This is a genomic window from Streptomyces millisiae, assembly GCF_031845425.1.
In the GTDB taxonomy this organism is placed as follows: Bacteria; Actinomycetota; Actinomycetes; order Streptomycetales; family Streptomycetaceae; genus Streptomyces; species Streptomyces millisiae.
Genome location: NZ_JAVREM010000008.1, coordinates 61,381 through 76,986 on the forward strand (window position 1 = coordinate 61,381; position 15,606 = coordinate 76,986).

The 15,606-nt window shown below is 75.0% G+C and carries 14 protein-coding genes; 4 read left to right on the forward strand and 10 right to left on the reverse strand.

Translation table 11 applies throughout. From position 1 onward, the window contains the following. Positions 1-46 precede the first annotated feature (46 nt). The 3 genes from RNC47_RS10295 to RNC47_RS10305 all read right to left on the reverse strand — a co-directional run bounded on the left by RNC47_RS10295 (position 47) and on the right by RNC47_RS10305 (position 3,956). Positions 47-640, reverse strand: coding sequence for a TetR/AcrR family transcriptional regulator (locus tag RNC47_RS10295; protein WP_311597582.1), 594 nt, complete (start codon positions 638-640; stop codon positions 47-49). Between the two features lie 240 nt (positions 641-880). Next, on the reverse strand, positions 881-1,555 hold the full coding sequence (locus RNC47_RS10300; RefSeq protein ID WP_394814753.1) for a lytic polysaccharide monooxygenase auxiliary activity family 9 protein: 675 nt from the start codon (positions 1,553-1,555) through the stop codon (positions 881-883). Between the two features lie 115 nt (positions 1,556-1,670). Continuing rightward, the gene (locus RNC47_RS10305; RefSeq protein WP_311597586.1) at positions 1,671-3,956 is read right to left on the reverse strand and encodes an excinuclease ABC subunit UvrA; all 2,286 of its coding nucleotides are present in this window, start codon (positions 3,954-3,956) and stop codon (positions 1,671-1,673) included. 56 nt (positions 3,957-4,012) lie between these two features. Between RNC47_RS10305 and RNC47_RS10310 the strand changes: the two genes are divergently transcribed. Then, positions 4,013-4,975, forward strand: coding sequence for a helix-turn-helix transcriptional regulator (locus RNC47_RS10310; protein WP_311597588.1), 963 nt, complete (start codon positions 4,013-4,015; stop codon positions 4,973-4,975). Between the two features lie 21 nt (positions 4,976-4,996). Here the strand turns inward: RNC47_RS10310 and RNC47_RS10315 are convergent, their stop codons facing one another. Both RNC47_RS10315 and RNC47_RS10320 read right to left on the reverse strand, forming a co-directional pair. Next, positions 4,997-5,485, reverse strand: coding sequence for a glutathione peroxidase (locus RNC47_RS10315; protein WP_311597590.1), 489 nt, complete (start codon positions 5,483-5,485; stop codon positions 4,997-4,999). A 73-nt stretch (positions 5,486-5,558) separates the two neighbouring features. Beyond that, entirely contained in the window at positions 5,559-6,749 is a 1,191-nt protein-coding gene (locus tag RNC47_RS10320; RefSeq protein WP_311597592.1) for a serine hydrolase domain-containing protein, read from the reverse strand. Between the two features lie 126 nt (positions 6,750-6,875). Between RNC47_RS10320 and RNC47_RS10325 the strand changes: the two genes are divergently transcribed. Then, entirely contained in the window at positions 6,876-7,532 is a 657-nt protein-coding gene (locus RNC47_RS10325; RefSeq protein WP_311597593.1) for a response regulator transcription factor, read from the forward strand. A gap of 6 nt (positions 7,533-7,538) precedes the next feature. Further along, the gene (locus RNC47_RS10330; protein ID WP_311597594.1) at positions 7,539-8,738 is read left to right on the forward strand and encodes a sensor histidine kinase; all 1,200 of its coding nucleotides are present in this window, start codon (positions 7,539-7,541) and stop codon (positions 8,736-8,738) included. Here RNC47_RS10330 and RNC47_RS10335 read toward each other — a convergent pair. The 3 genes from RNC47_RS10335 to RNC47_RS10345 all read right to left on the reverse strand — a co-directional run bounded on the left by RNC47_RS10335 (position 8,687) and on the right by RNC47_RS10345 (position 12,632). Then, entirely contained in the window at positions 8,687-9,928 is a 1,242-nt protein-coding gene (locus RNC47_RS10335; RefSeq protein WP_311597595.1) for a vWA domain-containing protein, read from the reverse strand. The two genes, RNC47_RS10330 and RNC47_RS10335, sit on opposite strands and share 52 nt — an antisense overlap. Then, complete coding sequence (locus tag RNC47_RS10340; RefSeq protein ID WP_311597596.1) at positions 9,925-11,169, reverse strand: AAA family ATPase; 1,245 nt, start codon at positions 11,167-11,169, stop codon at positions 9,925-9,927. The genes RNC47_RS10335 and RNC47_RS10340 overlap by 4 nt, the downstream gene beginning before the upstream one ends. A gap of 95 nt (positions 11,170-11,264) precedes the next feature. Beyond that, on the reverse strand, positions 11,265-12,632 hold the full coding sequence (locus RNC47_RS10345; RefSeq protein WP_311597597.1) for a hypothetical protein: 1,368 nt from the start codon (positions 12,630-12,632) through the stop codon (positions 11,265-11,267). Between the two features lie 443 nt (positions 12,633-13,075). On the opposite strand from RNC47_RS10345, the gene RNC47_RS10350 reads away from it, so the two are divergent. Beyond that, entirely contained in the window at positions 13,076-13,759 is a 684-nt protein-coding gene (locus RNC47_RS10350) for a glycoside hydrolase family 11 protein (protein ID WP_311597598.1), read from the forward strand. Positions 13,760-13,808: 49 nt separating this feature from the next. Here RNC47_RS10350 and RNC47_RS10355 read toward each other — a convergent pair whose 3' ends face one another. Then, the gene (locus RNC47_RS10355) at positions 13,809-14,711 is read right to left on the reverse strand and encodes a phosphotransferase family protein (protein WP_311597599.1); all 903 of its coding nucleotides are present in this window, start codon (positions 14,709-14,711) and stop codon (positions 13,809-13,811) included. A 20-nt stretch (positions 14,712-14,731) separates the two neighbouring features. Continuing rightward, complete coding sequence (locus RNC47_RS10360) at positions 14,732-15,517, reverse strand: FHA domain-containing protein (RefSeq protein WP_311597600.1); 786 nt, start codon at positions 15,515-15,517, stop codon at positions 14,732-14,734. Positions 15,518-15,606 lie beyond the last annotated feature (89 nt).

Sequence of the window (15,606 nt, forward strand, 5' to 3'; positions counted from 1 at the left end):
GGGGGGTGCCACCGTGGGCCCGGTGGGGATCTGCCCGCCGCGGGAACTACCGCAGGGCGAGAACGGGAAGGATGACCCGGTCGAGGTAACGGAGGATGGCGTCGAGGTCCCAGTCGCCGGCGTCCACGAGGGGGCCGGCCAGCAGGCAGCCGATCAGCATGTGCGTCAGATAGGCCACGGCGGGCCCCTCGGCGGAGATCTCCCCCCGCTCGACCGCGGCCGCCACCGCCTGTCGCACCGGCGCGAAGTCCCGGTCGATCACGACCTCGCGCAGCACGTCGAGCGCCTCCGCGTCGGTGAGCGCCGTCCGGTAGAGCCCGACCAGCACCTCCAGGTCGGAGTCCTGCTCCGCGAAGTGCGTCAGCCAGTGCCGCAGGTCGCCCCCGAGCGAACCCGTGTCGGCGTGCTCCGCCGTCATGGGCCCGGAGGCGCGCAGCGCGCTGGCCACCAGCGTCCGCTTGTCGCCCCACTGCCGGTAGAGCGTGGCCTTGCTGCTCCTGGTGCGGGCCGCCACCTCCTCCAGGGTGAGCTGCTCGTACCCCTTCTCCCGGACGATCCCCAACGTGGCCTCCAGCAGGGCCCGTTCGCGCTCCGGGGTGAGGCGGGAGTAGCGCTTTCTCGTTACCGCCCTGACTGTCATCACCGGCGCCTCCGGGGCACGCGTCGCTCAGCCGTGTGACATCGATACGACAGCGGTTCGATCCGCGACCGTTTCGATGATGCGAGCCTAGGCCGTCTCGTCACCGGAACGCAAACGAACCGTTCCGCCACACAGCGTGTCGACGGGCGACGTCGACCGGAGAGCCGACCACGAAGGGCCCCGCCCGGACGCGGTCGGCGTCCGGGCGGGGCCCGTGGGTGGCGCTGTCCCGGAAGTGGCTCAGAAGGTCACGTCACTGCAGAGGAAGTAGATCTGGTCCGCGTGCGAGGCCTTCCAGACCGTGTAGACCACGTGGTGTCCCGAGCGGCCCGGCGCGCTGACGTTGACCGTGTAGTTGCCGGCGGGGGCGTACCTGCCGGTGTTGGCCAGCAGTTCCAGGTCACCCCAGTCCAGGGCGTCCGTCTGCGCGTTGTACCCCTGCCTGGTCACGTAGACCCGCAGGTAGTCGGCGCCGTGGAAGGCCTGGTCGACGAGGTTGACCGTGAAGTTGTTGCTGATGGCCGACGTCCGCCACGCGCCCGGGTTGTCGAGCGAGTTGTACCGGCCGTCCTGCGTGTGGCCGGCGCTGCACAGCTGGTTGTCGGGGATGAAGGCCTGGTAGTTGCCGTTCGTGCCCTCGCGGTACAGACCGTTCCAGTTCCACATGGCGTTGGTGTCGTACTGCCACGCCTGCCAGCACATGGGGTCCTGCTGCTGCATGGCCGGGTTCTGGAAGTCGTTGCCCCAGCGCTGCCAACAACCGTAGTTGCGGGAGACGGGGTCGGCGGTCGAGCCGTGGGCGGTGGCGGAGGGGCTGGACCAGGGCGTCACGAACAGCATGGCGGCGGCCAGCACCGCCAGCAGAGCCCGGAAGGTCCAGCGGCGCGCGTCGGTGCGATCGTGTCGTAGCGTCAACACTGCGACTCCTCGTCCGGAGGGGGGTGGATGTCCGGTGCTTTGGGAGCGCTCCCAGTTATGGGCCCTTTCCCTTCCCGACACACGATTGAAACGTTCCCCACCGGACAACCGGTCAGCCGTCGCCGAGCGCCGCGCGTAGGTGGCGGCCGGTGGTCGAGCCGGCCGCCCGGGCCAGCGCGCGCGGCGGGCCCTGGAAGACGACGGTGCCGCCGTCCGGGCCCGCGCCGGGGCCGATGTCGATGACGTGGTCGGCGGCGGCGATCAGGCGCTGGTGGTGCTCGATGGCGACGATCGTGGCGCCGTCGTCGACGAGCTCACGCAGGAGGGCGACCAGGCGGTCGACGTCGCTGCCGTGCAGTCCCGCGGTGGGTTCGTCGAGCACGATCCGCCGTTCCTCGGCGGTCTCCTCGTACCGGCCGAGGTGCCGGGCGAGCCGGAGCCGCTGCCGTTCGCCGCCGGAGAGCGTGTCCAGGCTCTGGCCGATGGCCAGATAGCCGAGCCCGACCCGGTCCAGCCAGCCGAGGCGGCGGACGACGTCGGCCCGGTCGGCGAAGAGCGCGGCGGCGCCGGCCGCGTTCATCGCGAGGGCGTCGGCGATGCTGCGGCCGCGCACGGTGGCGGCCAGCGCCGTGGGGTTGAACCTGGTGCCCTCGCAGGCGTCGCAGGTCGTCCGCACGTCGTCGAGGAAGGCGAGGTCCGTGACGATCACGCCTTTCCCCTTGCAGACCTGGCAGCCGCCGCGCGCGTTGGCGCTGAACCACGACGGGTGCAGCCCGGTGGCCCGGCCGAAGGTGTCGCGGATCGCCTCGGCGACGCCGAGGACGGTGGCCGGCGTCGACCGGACGCCGCCGCTCGGCGGCGCATGGTCGATGACGACGAACTCCGGGTGCCGCCGCGGCAGTTCCCTGGCGAACAGGGTGCTCTTGCCGGAGCCGGCCACGCCGGTCACCGCGGTGAGCACGCCCAGCGGCAGCTCGACGGTGACGTCGTGCAGGTTGTGGGCGGTCACGTGCTCGATCCGCACGGAACCGCGCGGGGCCCGCGCCGCGCCGCCGAGCCGGAGCGGGGTGCGGAGCAGGCGGCCAGTGGGCGTGTCGGTGGCGCGCAGTTCGGCCGGGGTGCCCTCGAACCGGACGGTGCCGCCGGCGCTGCCGGCGCCCGGCCCGAGGTCGACGACGTGGTCGGCGGCGGCGATGACGGCCGGGTGGTGCTCGACGACGAGCACCGTGTTGTGCGCGTCGCGCAGCCTGCCGAGCAGGTCGAGCAGCCGGTGGACGTCGTGCGGGTGCAGGCCGGCGCTTGGCTCGTCCAGGACGTAGGCGACGTCGCTGAGCGCGCTGCCGAGGTGGCGGACGAGCTTGACACGCTGGGCCTCGCCGCCGGAGAGGGTGCTCGACCCGCGGTCCAGGCTGAGGTAGCCGAGCCCGACGGCGTCCAGGGCGTCGAGGCGCTGGCCGATGGCCGCGAGGAGCGGGGCGAGGGCGGGCTCGCGGACGGCGGCGACCACCTGCCGGAGCTCGGTGACGGGCAGCGCGGACCAGTCGGCGATCGATCGTCCTTCGATCAGGCTGGCGCGCGCCCGCTCGCCGAGCCGGGTGCCGCCGCACTCGGGGCAGGGGCGCCTGGCCACCACCCGGGCCAGGGCCTCGCGTTCGGCGTCGGTGAGGCGGGCCGGGGTGCGGCGCAGATAGCCCTTCCGCAGCCGGGGGAGAACGCCGTCGAAGAGGGATGTCCTCGGGTACTCGGGGTCGGGGTCGGTGGGCCGCACCCCCTCGGCGTTGAGGAGGGTGTCGAGCTCCGCGTCGGTGAGCGTGGACAGCGGCGCGTCCGGGTCCACCAGGCGGGCGTGGACGAGGCGTTTCCACCGGTAGGTGCCCGGCGCGAAGGTGGGGAACCTGACGGCTCCCTCGCGCAGGCTCCTCGACCGGTCGAGCAGCGCCTCCACGTCGATGTCGTCGACCACGCCCAGGCCCTCGCAGCGCGGGCACATGCCGGCCGGGTCGTTGAAGGAGTAGGCCGGGGTGAACCCGGCGGACGGCCGGCCGGCCCGGGAGAACACCAGCCGCAGCAGCGGGGCGAGGTCGCTCGCGGTGCCGACGGTGGAGCGCGCGTTGCCGGTGAAGCGGCGCTGGTCGACGACGGTGGTGAAGACGAGCCCGTCGAGCCGGTCCACGTCCGCCTGCGGGTGCTGGGGGAGCCGGTTGCGGACGAACAGCGGGTAGGTGTCGTTGACCAGGCGCTGCGCCTCGGCGGCGATGGTGTCGAAGACCAGCGAGGACTTGCCGGAGCCCGAGACCCCGGTGAACACGGTGAGCCGCCGCTTCGGCACCCGCAATGACACGTCGCGCAGGTTGTGGGTGCGCGCCCCCTCGACGGTGATCCAGTCCGCTCGTTCCATGCCTCGACGCTACGATCGGTTGTGGCCGGATTCTGGCCACAACCGGGAGGTGGGACGTGACCGCCACCACGCCGAGGGAGCGCATGCTGCGGCTGCTCTCGCTGTTGCAGACGGGTCGGCGCTGGGCGGCCGGCGAGCTCGCGGCGGCCCTGGGCGCGCCCCCGCGCACGCTCCGCCGCGACATCGAGCAGCTGCGCGCCCTGGGGTATCCGGTGGAGAGCGTGCGCGGTCCCGGCGGCTACTACCGGCTGGTCGCCGGCGCGGCGCTGCCGCCGCTGATGTTGGAGGACGACGAGGCGATCGCCACCGCCCTGGGGCTGCGGCTCGCCGCGGCCGGCGGCACCGAGGCGGCGGACCGCGCCGCCGCCAAGCTGCGGCGGGTGCTGCCCGCCCCGCTGCGGCGGCGGACGGACGAGCTGCTGGCCGCGGTGGAGGTCGGCGCCCCTGGGCACCCGCAGCCGAGCCCGGAGACGCTGGGCGACCTCGCCGCCGCGATCGCCGCGCGGCGCCGCGTCGTCCTCGACCACTCGGGCCCGCGCGGCTCGTCCCGCCGCACCGTCGACCCGTTCCGGCTGGTGCGGCTGCGGCAACGCTGGTACCTGTTCGGCTGGGACCTCGACCGTCGCGACTGGCGCACCTTCCGGCTCGACCGGATCGCCGGGCCGCGCCCGACCGGGGACGTCTTCCCGCCCCGCGACCTGCCGGCCGACGACCTCGCCGAGCATCTGCGGCGGCGCTTCCGGGCCCCGAGCGCCCATCAGGTGGTGCTCGTCCTGCACGCCGACGCGCGGGACGCCGCCGCCCGCCTGCACCGGGTGGACGGCACCCTCCACCCCCTCGACGACGGGCGCTGCCGCTACACCGCCGACGTCGACTCCTACGAGTGGCTGGCGACCGTCCTCGTGCTGACCGACCTGGAGTTCACCGTCGAGGAGCCGGCCGGCTTCGCCGGCTACCTCGCCGCCACGGCCGAGCGCCTGCTGCGCGGCGCCGGCCGCGTGCCGCCGGCCGGCGGGTGACGTCGGGCCGGCGGGGTGACGTCAGGCCGGCAGGGCGGCCTCGACGGCGGCGGTGACGGCGGCGGAGTCCGGCTCGGTCTGGGGGGCGAAGCGGGCGGCGACGGTGCCGTCGGGCGCGACGAGGAACTTCTCGAAGTTCCAGCGGATGTCGCCGCGGTAGTCGTCGGCGTCGGCCGTCTCGGTCAGTCGCGCGTAGAGGGGGTGGCGGGTCTCGCCGTTGACGTCGACCTTCTCGGTGAGCGGGAAGGTGACGCCGTAGGTGGCGGAGCAGAAGGTGGCGATCTCCTCCGGGGTGCCCGGCTCCTGCCCCATGAACTGGTTGCAGGGCACGCCGAGCACGGTGAAGCCACGCTCGGCGTACCGCCGCTGCAGCTCCTCCAGGGCCGCGTACTGCGGGGTCAGCCCGCACTTGGAGGCGACGTTCACGATGAGGACCGCCTTGCCCCGGTACTGCGCGAGGTCGGCCGGGCCGCCCCGCAGGGCGCCGATCTCGGTGTCCAGTACGGACATTCCATACCCCTTCCCGCTCCACTGGCTCTGTCGGCCGGTCACAGTCTGGCAGTGACCGCGGGCGCCGGCCGACTCAGGTCCCCGCGGCGACGATCAGCTCCCTGGCCTTCGCGGGCACGGCCGGCATGGTCCCCAGGGGCACGTCGTGGTTGGCGAGGACCACCGCGACCCAGCCGGTGTCGGGGAAGAGGTCCACGCTGGTCGAGATGCCCCGGGAGCCGCCGCCGTGCCCGACCACCCACTGGCCCCGCTCCAGCGCGGCCAGCGGTCCGTACGCCTGGAACACCGTCCTGGCCGGGCCGCCACCACCGCCTCCGCCGGCGGGCGCGGGCGGCACCTTCCCGCCCAGCGTGATCGCCGTGTGCCCGGGGTCGAGCAGTTCCCCGCCGGTCAGGGCGCGCGCGAACCGGGCCAGGTCGCCGCAGCTCGCGAAGGCGTCCCCGGCCGGGGTGCCGACGAACAGCCGCTCCTCCAGGACGTCCTCCCACTCGCCCGACTCCGCGCGGGCGTAGGGGTGGGCGATGCGGCGGTCGGTGCGCCACCGCGGCTTGGTGTAGAAGTCCGAGCGGGTCATTCCGGCGGCCTCGAAGACGTGCTCCCTGATGTAGTCGTGGTACGGCTGCCCCGACACGGCGGCGACGATCTCGCCGAGCAGGTGGTAGCCGGCGTTGCTGTACGCGTGCCGGGCGCCGGGTGGGAACGCCGGCCGGTCGGTCCTGATGAACGCCAGGTAGCCGGCCATCACCTCCTCCACGCTGCTCCAGCCGGGCGCCTCGTCCCAGAACCCCGGCATCCGGAACGGGTCGCCGAGGCCCGAGGTGTGGGTGAGGAGGTGGTGGACGGTCACCCTGTCGGCCACCTCGGCCGCGAGGCCGTCGAGGTAGGTGCCGACCGTCGCCTGGTACGCGACCTGTCCCCGCTGGACGAGCTGGGCCACGGCGACGGCGGTGAACAGCTTGGTCACCGAGGCCAGCACGAAGACGGTGTCGGGGCCGTTGGGCACGGCCCGGTCGCGGTCGGCCATGCCGTGGGAGCGGGCCAGCACCGGCCGCCCGTGGTGGGTGAGCAGCACGCTGCCGGAGAACCGGCCCTGCTCGGCCTCCGCCCGCAGGAACGCGTCGAACGCGCCACCGGGCCGCAACTCCGGTGGGACGCGGCCGGGTGCGGCTCCGGCTCCGGCTCCGGCCGGCGTCAGGCCGGTGGTGGTGGCTGCGACGGCGGAGGCGCCCAGGGCGCCCAGGACGGTACGGCGCGTGGTGTTCATCGGCACGTCACTCTTCGACTCGGGTTCGGAGACGGGACGTTGCGAACTTCTACCGGCCGCTGCCGCTCGGCCACCGATCGCCTTTACATACGCGGTCCATAGGCCGGCGTCGGCACACTCGGGGACATGCGGGTTCTTCTGGTCGAGGACGAGCAGCCGCTGGCCAGGTACGTGGCCGCCGGGCTGCGCAGGCACGGCTTCGCCGTCGACCTGGCCGGCGACGGCGCGTCGGCGCTGGAGAAGTGCGCCCACACGCCGTACGACGTGGTGGTGCTCGACCGGGACCTGCCGGTGGTGCATGGGGACACGGTGTGCCGGCGCCTCGCCGGGGACGGGGGGCACCGGGTCCTCATGCTCACCGCCGCCGACTCGGTGGAGGACCGGGTCGGCGGCCTCGCCATGGGCGCCGACGACTACCTGAGCAAGCCGTTCGCCTTCTCCGAACTCGTCGCGCGGGTCTGGGCGTTGTCGCGGCGCAGCGTGCCGGCCCGGCCGCCGGTGCTGCGCGCCGCGGATGTCGTGCTCGATCCGGCGCGGCGGCTGGCCGAGCGCGGCGGTCGGGCGCTGCACCTGACGCCGAAGGAGTTCGGCGTGCTGCACGAGCTGCTGGCCGCCCGCGGGGCCGTGGTCAGCGCCGAGACGCTGCTGGAGAAGGTGTGGGACGAGCACGCCGACCCGTTCACCAACGCCGTCCGCATCACGGTGGGCACGTTGCGCCGCAAGCTGGGCGACCCGACGCTGATCGACACGGTCACCGGAGCCGGCTACCGCGTCCGGTCGTGACGTGACGTGCCCCGGCAGCTGACGGCCCGCGGCCGGCTCACCCTCCTGCTCACCGCCCTGGTGCTGGCCGCAGGGCTCGCCCTGTCCGTCCTGACCTACCTGCTGATGCGGCGGTACCTCGGCCGCCGGACGGGCTTCCTCTCCCTCACCACGACGGGCGGCGAGCCTCCCCCGCCGCCGCTGCCCGAGCAGGCGCTGGCGGCGGGCGACCGGGTGGCGGAGCTGGCCCTGTCCGCGTTCCTCACCCAGGCCGCCATCGCCCTCGCCGTGGTGACGGTGCTGGCCGCCGTCCTCGGCCGGTGGCTGGCCGGGCGGATCCTGCGGCCGGTGCGGGTCATCGCGGACACCGCGCGACGCCTGTCGGCCGACAACCTCTCCGAGCGGGTCCCGGTCACCGCGCCCGCCGACGAGCTCGCCGCGCTGGCGACCACCGTCAACGGCATGCTGGACCGCGTCCAGCACGGCCTGCGCGGCCAGCGCCTGTTCACCGCGAACGCGGCGCACGAACTGCGCACGCCGCTGGCCACCATCCGCACCGCCGTCGACGTGACCCTCGACGGCCGGCCGGGCAGGGACGAGCTGATCGCCATGGCCCACGACGTGCGGGAGGCCGCGGCGCGCAGTCAGCGCACCCTCGACGGGCTGCTCCTGCTGGCCCGCAGCCAGGCCGGGGCGGGCGGCCCCCTCGGGCCGGCCGACCTGTCCGGCGTCGCCGGCGACGCGCTGGACGCCGCGGCCCGCGACATCGCGGCCCGCGCGCTGACGGTGGACGCCGCCCTGCGGCCGGCGCCGGTCAGCGGCCGGCGCGTCCTGCTGGAGCGGATGGCGGGCAACCTGGTCGGCAACGCCGTCCGGCACAACCGGCCCGGCGGCCGGATCGAGGTCTCCACCGGCGTGACCGGCGACGGCCGGTCGTGGCTGCGGGTGGTCAACACCGGTCAGGTGATCGACCCGGCCACCGCCGACCGCCTGGTGGAACCGTTCGTCCGCGGCGACGGGTCGCGCGTCCACGGCGAGGACGGTTCGGGGCTCGGCCTGTCCATCGTCCAGGCCGTCGTCACCGCCCACCACGGCACGCTGCGCCTGACCCCGCTGCCCGGCGGCGGACTCGACGTCACCGTCCACCTGCCGGGCGGTGCCGGGCCGCCCCGTCCTCACCCGATGGTGACCACCCGGGCCCAGGCGGGCGGCGCGTCCGGCCGGTAGCGGGGATCGTTCTCGATCCGCCGGCCGGCGCTCGTCGTCCGGCGGAAGAGGCCGACGACGGTCCGGCACGGTGGCGGCGTCTCCGGCCACGGCGTCTGCCCGTCCGTCAGGACCACGACGACGTCGGGGCGGGCCGGCCCGTCGAGCGCCCTGGCGAACCCGGCGCGCAGGTCCGTGCCGCCGCCGCCCACCAGCGGTATCCCCTCGTCGGCGCAGAGCCGGTGCGCCACCCGGGCCGCCGCGTCGCACGACACCACGGTCACCTGGTCCCGACGGCCGCCCACGGCGCGGGAGATCGCGGTCACCTCGAGCAGCGCGCTGCCCAACTCGGCGTCGCTGACCGACCCGGAGGTGTCGACGACCACGGCGACCCGGGGCGGCCTGCGTCGCAGGCTCGGCAGCACCGCGCGCGGCACCCCGGCCGAGCGCCGGGACGGCCGGCCGTAGGTGTAGTCGTCGCCGACGCCGGGCCCCGAGGCGGCCGAGCGGACCGCGGCCCCCAGCAGCTCCCGCCAGGGCTGCGGCGGATGGAACACCTCATCGGCCCAGCGCCGCCAGCCCGCCGGGGCGTCGCCCGGGTCGCCGACGATGCCCCGCGCCACCCGGAACCGCACGGCGTCCCGCTCGTGTTCGGTGAGGCCGTGCGCGCCGTCCGTGCCCAGCTCCCACTCCCGTGCCAGGCCGTCGGCGCCGCTGCCGCAGTCCAGCCAGGCCAGGTGCTGGGTGTGCGGCCCGAGCCGGATCCGGTCGAGGTACTCCTCCATCAGCTCGCCCTCGGGCAGTCGCAGGGACTTCGGCGTGACGGCGCCCGCCGGGCGGGGCAGGCCGTCGCCGAACGCGTCGTCGTTGATCTCGCAGTCCGCCGCGATGTTCATCCGCAGCCGGTCCCCGCGCCCGACGAGGCCGCGCTCGCGGGCGAGCCGGTCGCCACGCCCGTGGTGGTCGCGCAGCAGGTGCGACACCTCGTGCACCCACACCCCGGCCAGCTCCTCGACCGGGGTCAGCGCCACGAACGCCGGGGCGGCGTAGCAGCGCCAGTACCGGTCGACGCTCATGGTGGGCACCCGGCGCGACGCGACGACGTGCAGCGCGAACAGCGCCGTCGCCAGGTAGGGCCGGGCCCGGGCGGCGTACAGCCGGGCGGCGTGGAGCTTGTCGAGGTCGAGCGCCCCCGGCTGGCTCGCCGTCATCGGCCGGCCCGTCCGGAGACCGCCGCGATCCGGGCCGCCGCCTCGTCGGCGCGCCGGGACAGGGCCACCGTGCCGGCCAGCCGCTCGATCGACGCCGGGACCTGCCAGTCGGCGCGGCGCAGCGTGGCGAGCGTGGTCGCGGGGATCACCACGAGGTCGGGGGCGCCGGTCTCCACGGCCCTGACCAGGAGCCGCCACGCCGCGTCCCAGCGGGCCCGGTCCGGGCGTTCGCGGACCGCGGCCACCACGCCGTCGAGCACCGCCTGGCGCAGGTCGCCGCGCTCGGGCAGCACGGCGGCGGCCGGGTCGGCGAGCAGCGTCTCGGGGTCGGGCAGGTCCATCCGGTCGAGGCTGGCCAGCAGTTCGAGCCCGGGGCCGTCCCCGACGGTGCCCCTGACGAGTTGCGAGAGCACCTCGCGGGAGGAGCCGGCGGCGGTCGCGAAGGCGACCAGGTGGAGCGTCATCTCCCAGCTCCGCGGCGAGGGCCAGGGGCCGCCGCGCCGGGCCTCGCCGGTGGGCAGCCGGTGCACGAGCGTGGGCCGGGCGGCGAGCAGCCCGCAGACGGCGCGGCGGGCGAAGGCCACCGCCTCCGGCAGCCTCGCCGGGTCGAGCCGGGGCAGCGTCGCCCTGGGCCAGGTCCCGCCGAGGCCGCGCACGACGACCTCGTGGTCGTGGGTCCACGTCAGGTGCACGAAGCGGTTGGCGAGCGGCGGGCTGAGCTCCCAGCCGTCGGCCGCCGAGGACCTGGGGTTGGCGGCGGCGACGATCCGCACGCCGGGCGGGAGGCGCAGCGCGCCGATCCGCCGTTCCAGGACGAGGCGGAGCAGGGCGGCCTGCACGGCGGGCGCGGCGGTGGAGAGCTCGTCGAGGAACAGCAGTCCGCGGCCGGCCCGGGCCAGCCGCACCGCCCAGTCCGGCGGGGCCATCGGCACGCCCTGGGCGGCCGGGTCGTCCCCGACGACGGGCAGGCCCGAGAAGTCGGACGGCTCGTGCACGCTGGCGATCACGGTGGTCAGCGGCAGGTCGAGGGCCGCGGCGAGCTGGGTGAGGGCCGCGGTCTTGCCGATTCCCGGCTCGCCCCACAGCAGCACGGGCAGGTCGGCGGCGACGGCCAGGGTCAGGGCCTCCAGCTGGGTGTCGGGGCGCGGTTCGGTGGTCGAGTCGCGCAGCAGGGCCAGGAGGTCCCCCGCGACGTCGAGTTGGTCGGTCGTGGCATCGGTGGGGGCATCGGTCGTGGGCATGCGTCATCACCTGTGAGTGGTGGGAAGGGGCAGGGTTCGGTGGCTCGCCGGCGCCGCGCGTGGGCGCCGCGCGTGGGCGCCGCGCGTGGACGCCGCTAGCGGGCGTGCCGGGGACGGGTGCGGTGGCCGTCGGGCCTGGGCCGGCCAGGGAGCAGGACGCGGCCGGGCCCAGGCCCGGCCAGGCCGGCCCGGAACAGGCCGTGGTCGACGCGCCGTCGCGCGGCGGCCTCGAGCTCGTCCCGCAGCGCGCCGCCGGGCAGCAGCGCCGCTGGGCCGAGCAGGCCCTCGACGACGGCCAGGGCGCCGGCGGTGTCGCCGTGCGCCAGGCGCTCGCGGACGGCGGCCAGTTGGTCGGGGCGGCGGTGCGCCTCGTGGACGGCCCCGAGACAGGGCAGCGGGATGCCGCCCAGCGCGGCCAGCAGCTCCTCGCGTCGGATCTCGTCCGGGTCGTGGTCCAGCGGGACGAGCGTCCCGTCGACGAGGCCGATCCGGTGGCGGGCTCCCCGGCACTCCACCAGCCGGGCCTGCCGCGCCGGGTCGGCTGGTGACGGCGGGTCGGACGGCGGCGGCGGGTCGGACGGTGGGCGGTCGGGGGCCAGCGCCGAGGCGACCAGCGGGTGCAGCCGGTCGACCTCGATCAGTCCGGCGCGGACCAGTTCGAGGTCGGGCAGCGGCCGGATCGCCGCCTCCGGCAGCATCGGCAGCGTGGTGCCCCGGCCGTCGGTGGGCGTCGTGGCGATCCGGACCCCGGGCGGGGCGTCGCCGTCGAGATCGAGGACCAGCCACTGGCGGGCCGCGCAGCGGGCGGCCACGGAGCCGCTCGGCCGCCCTTCGGCGCGCAGCAGGATCCGTGCCTCGGCCGGCCACCGCTCGGCGGGGTCCGGCACGAGCCGGCCCTCCTCGGGCTGCCGGTCGGCCCCGGCCCTGGTGCGCAGTTCGTGGGCTCGTTCGGCGTCCCAGAGGTGCCGGTGCAGGTCGAGGCGGAACCGTCGGCTGGGCCGTGGGTGCGGGTGCCGGCGGGCGGCCGGCTCGGGCTCCGCGCCGTGCCACAGCGCCAGGCTGAGCCGTTGGCCACCGGCCGCCCAGGCCGGCGGGGTCCGCACCACGAGGTGCGGCGACGCGCGGCCGTCTCGTCCGTCGGTGACGTACCTGGCCAGCGGGACGGTGAGCCCCGGGCGCAGCAGTCCGTCGGGGGCGACCCTGGGCAGGTGCCAGCGCAGCAGGTCGGGGGCCAGCCGGCGCAGGTCGGCACGGACCTGGTCGGCGAGCTCCCGGCCGTGGCGGCGCGCCACGGCACGTGGGGTGAGTTCGACGTCGACACCGGCGGCCGCACAGGCCCCCGCCCAGTCGCCGGCGTGCCGGCGGGCGGTCGCGGTCTCGATCACGGTGGGCGGCATGGCGAACGTTCGCACGCGCAGCCAGAGGGAGAGGTGGGAGTCCTCATACGCGGTCCGAGTGAGCATCAGCACTCACCTGTCGCGGATGGGACCTCCGATCTGATCTCGGAGTGATTCATCATCGCGAGGAGCTTACCCGCGCCGTCAAGAGCGACCGGAAGGCTTCCGAAAACTTTTCAGGAACTCCGTGCGCACCGACCGCGATCGAGCGCCAACCTCCCCACTCCGACGCACTCCCGGCGACCGCTCGTTCCCAACTGACCAGCGGAGACTCCCACTTGCTCCACACACTGACGGTTCAACAGATTTCCGTAATCCTTGCGGAAGCTGTTGACAGTTCGAGGACCGAGCCCCACATTGACATGGCATCGACAGCTAGAGCCGCCGTCGATCCAGGGCACCCGCACCGGCCCGCCCTCACACGTCACCGAACGCCGTCGCGTCCCACGACGCCCGCGCGCGGTCGGCGCCGCCCTGGCACCTCCCACCAGCCTTCACGAGGAGGAAGAGTGTCCCCGGACAACACCCCCATCCACCCGCTCAACCGCCGGACCTTCATCGGGGCCGGCGCGCTGGCCCTGGTCACGTCGGCGCTGGTCGTCCCCGGCACCGCCCACGCCCAGACCATCACCACCAACCAGACCGGCACCCACAACGGCTTCTACTACTCGTTCTGGACCGACGCGCCCGGCACCGTCTCCATGACCCTGGGCTCCGGCGGCAACTACAGCACCTCGTGGCGCAACACCGGCAACTTCGTCTGCGGCAAGGGCTGGAGCAACGGTGGCCGCAGGAGCGTCAACTACTCGGGCGGCTTCAGCCCGTCGGGCAACGGCTACCTGTGCCTCTACGGCTGGACGTCGAACCCGCTCGTCGAGTACTACGTCGTCGACAGCTGGGGCAACTACCGCCCCACCGGCACCCATCGCGGCACGGTCAACAGCGACGGCGGCACGTACGACATCTACCACACGATGCGCTACAACGCCCCCTCCGTCGAGGGCACCCGCACCTTCCCCCAGTTCTGGAGCGTGCGGCAGTCGAGGCGGACCGGCGGCACCATCACCACCGGCAACCACTTCGACGCCTGGTCCCGGGCCGGCATGGCCCTGGGCAGCTTCAACTACTACATGATCCTCGCGACCGAGGGCTACCAGAGCAGCGGCAGCTCCAACCTCACGGTCAGCGGCTGAGGTTCCGTCCCGACCGCCCCCTCCCCCGGCTCCGGGAGGGGGCCCCGGGTCAGCCCGCCCCGCCGAGGAAGCGTTCGGCGAGCCGGCGCGCCCGGCGCCGGACCCGGCCGATCTCCTCCGGGCCGTTGAACGCGGCGAACGGCGGCCAGAGGAAGACGAGCGTGGCCAACTCCTCAGCCAGGACCGCCCGTTCCAGCGTCCGCCGGTCCCACGCGCCGCCCGCCAGGTAGGCGTCCACCAGCGCGCGCGGCACGACCACCCCCGACGGCGTCGCGCGCACGCTGAGGAAGGCCAGATCCGTTGCCGCCCGGCCGACCCCGGCGGCCTGCCAGTCGCAGAAGACCGGACCGCCCGCGCCGTGCGTGATGTTGTGGGTGTGGCAGTCGCCGTGCACGAAGGCCGGGGGCGACGCCCCGACCGCCGCCCGGAGTTCGACGCGACGGTCCAGCAACGCGGGCAGCCACGGCCGCGACGAGGCCCAGAACTCCTTGACCTCCCGCGCGACCGGCGCCGCCAGCGCCGCCAGCAGCGGATCCGGCCGCTCCCAACCCCCGCCCACCGGCGGCGACATGGCGTGCAACGCCGCCAGCTCGCCGCCGAGCCGCGCCCACATCCCCGCGCTCCAGGACGCCGCGTCGCGCGACTCCCCGGCCGCGGCGAGGAGCAGCGCCACCCCCGCCGCGCCCTCCAGGACCCCCAACAGCCGCGGCACCCGCACCGGCACCGTGTCGCCGAGCTCCCGGTAGAACCGCGCCTCCCGCCGCGCACCCGCCAGCGCCCCGGCCTCCGCCCCGGCCGCCGTGACCTTCAGGAACGCCCGCTCCCCCCGCTCCGTCCGCACGGCCCGCACCCCGGCCCCCGACCGCGACTCCAACCCCGGAGCCGCCCCGTCCCCCTCCACGACCACCCGGAAGGCGTCCAGCGCCCCACGCGTCAACTCGTCATCCGTCACCGGGACATTCCATCTCGGCCTCAGTCGCCGAGCAGTTCGAGGTCCGACTTGAGGATCGTGGTGCTGATCAGCAGCTCCATGATCAGGTTGTGGTTGAGGGTGTTGCCGACCGGTGGCGGGACGTCCTCCTCCAGCAGGCCGGGGACCGAACCGCTCAGCCGCTTGCGCACGTTGGTCACGATGTGCGCGGCCTTGCGCTCGCTCCACCGCTCCTCGGGGCGCAACTCGCTGAGCTCGGCGGCCACCTGGCTCCAGGTCAGCGGCTGCGGGTAGGGCTCGTTGCGCAGGTACCGCTGGCCGAGGCAGACGATGACCAGCCGCTCGTCGGGCCGGAGCGGCCACAGCTTGGGGCCGGAGGTCTTGGCCTCGTTCTCCACCCCGGGGGCCGAGGGCGCGGCGATCCGCACTTCGAGCAGGTGTTCCTGCCTCGGGCCGAGGATGAACAACGGCGTGTAGCCGCCGGGCAGTTCGGCCCGGTCGCCGCTGAGCACGAGGCGCGAGGGGGAGAGCCGGATCGGCAGCCGGCCCTGGTTGTACAGGGCCCAGCGCGCGTGCTCGCGCGTGATGCGCCCGTGCTGTCTGCTGACGTACGGGTCGCCCAGGCCGACGCAGACGTGGGCCTCGTCCTCGCTGCGCCCGAAGACCAGCGGGAAGCCCGCCTCGGGCGCGACGCTCATGCCGCCGTTCTGGCCCAGGACGAACAGGGTGCCGGGCTCGGCCGACGACGGAAGTCCGCGCGACAGGCTGCCGAAGTCCCTCGGCAGGATGTTGACCTTGCGCGACGAGCTGGAAGCCGGCAACGGCACGGCCCGACCCCTCTCCGTGTGTGACGACCAGACTACCGCCCGCCGCCGACGCCCGGCGCACCCCTGCCCCAGGTTCCTCGGCACCCCTC